Source organism: Micromonospora foliorum, from assembly GCF_022229015.1.
GTDB classification, from domain to species: Bacteria; Actinomycetota; Actinomycetes; order Mycobacteriales; family Micromonosporaceae; genus Micromonospora; species Micromonospora foliorum.
In genome coordinates, this window is sequence record NZ_JAKKFF010000399.1 from 1 (window position 1) to 1,190 (window position 1,190).

Below are 1,190 nucleotides of genomic sequence, written 5' to 3' on the forward strand. Positions count from 1 at the left end.
GGGCGTGGTGGCCGACGGAAAGGGTGGCACCCACGCGGTGTCGCCCTTCGAATACCCACCTGGGCGTTTCCTGACACCAATCCTGGGTACGGCCGCCGAGACTCGCCCTGACCGGCCTTGACCGGCCTTGGTCCCGGCTCGGCCTGGCCGTGGTCCCGGCTCGACCCGCCTCGGTCCCGGCCCTGACCGGCCTTGATCGACTCGGTTTCCTGGAAGTCGGGGTGTTTCGCTCATCGCAACACCCCGGTTTCCTGAAACCCGAGTCGATCAGTGCGCGGCCCGGTCGGGCGGGGCTGGCTATCCTTGGCACCTGTGCCAGAGGGACACACGATCCACCGCCTGGCGGCCCGGCACGCCGAGCTGTTCGCCGGGGACAAGCTGCACGCCGCGAGCCCGCAAGGTCGTTTCGCCGAGGGTGCCGCCCGGCTCTCCGGGACCGTGCTGGAGGGCACCGAGGCGTACGGCAAGCACCTGCTGCACCACTACGCCGGCGAGCTGACGCTGCACGTACACCTCGGGTTGTATGGCAAGTTCACCGACGGGCCGGGAGAGCCGCCGGAGCCGGTCGGTCAGGTACGGCTGCGGCTGGCCAGCGACCGGCACTGGCTCGACCTGCGCGGGCCCACGGCCTGTGAGCTGCTCACCCCACCCGAGGTGGCCGCGCTGCGGGACCGCCTCGGGCCCGATCCGTTGCGCGGCGACGCCGACCCGGAGCGGGCGTACGCCCGGATCGCCCGCAGCCCCACACCGCTCGCCGCGCTGCTGCTGGACCAGTCGGTGGTGGCCGGCACCGGCTTGATCTTCGTGACCGAGGCGCTGTTCCGGGCCGGGCTGCCGCCCAGGATGCCGGGCCGACAACTGACCGGAACCGGCTGGGACTCGCTCTGGGCCGACCTTGTCGGACTGATGCGGCTCGCGGCCGAGCACGGGCGGATCGACACCGTCCGCGACGCTCACCTGCCGGAGGCGATGGGCCGGCCGGCGCGGGTGGACCGGCACGGTGGCGAGGTGTACGTCTACCGCCGCTCTGGCGCGCCCTGCCACATCTGCGGCACCGAGATCAGCCGCGGCGAATTGGCCGGCCGCAACCTCTACTGGTGCCGTACCTGCCAGATTGGCTGACCCGGTCGACCCGGTCGACCTTCGGTGCCCGCCCGCGCCCCGCGCCGCCCCGCGCCCGCGCCCCGCGC

Annotated in this window: 1 protein-coding gene; it reads left to right on the top strand. The window is 73.1% G+C overall.

All coding sequences use genetic code 11. The features are described 5' to 3' along the window. Positions 1 to 312 precede the first annotated feature (312 nt). Positions 313 to 1,122: an Fpg/Nei family DNA glycosylase gene (locus PSH25_RS25600; protein WP_238661488.1), complete on the top strand. Its 810-nt coding sequence runs from the start codon at positions 313 to 315 to the stop codon at positions 1,120 to 1,122. Positions 1,123 to 1,190: the final 68 nt, after the last annotated feature.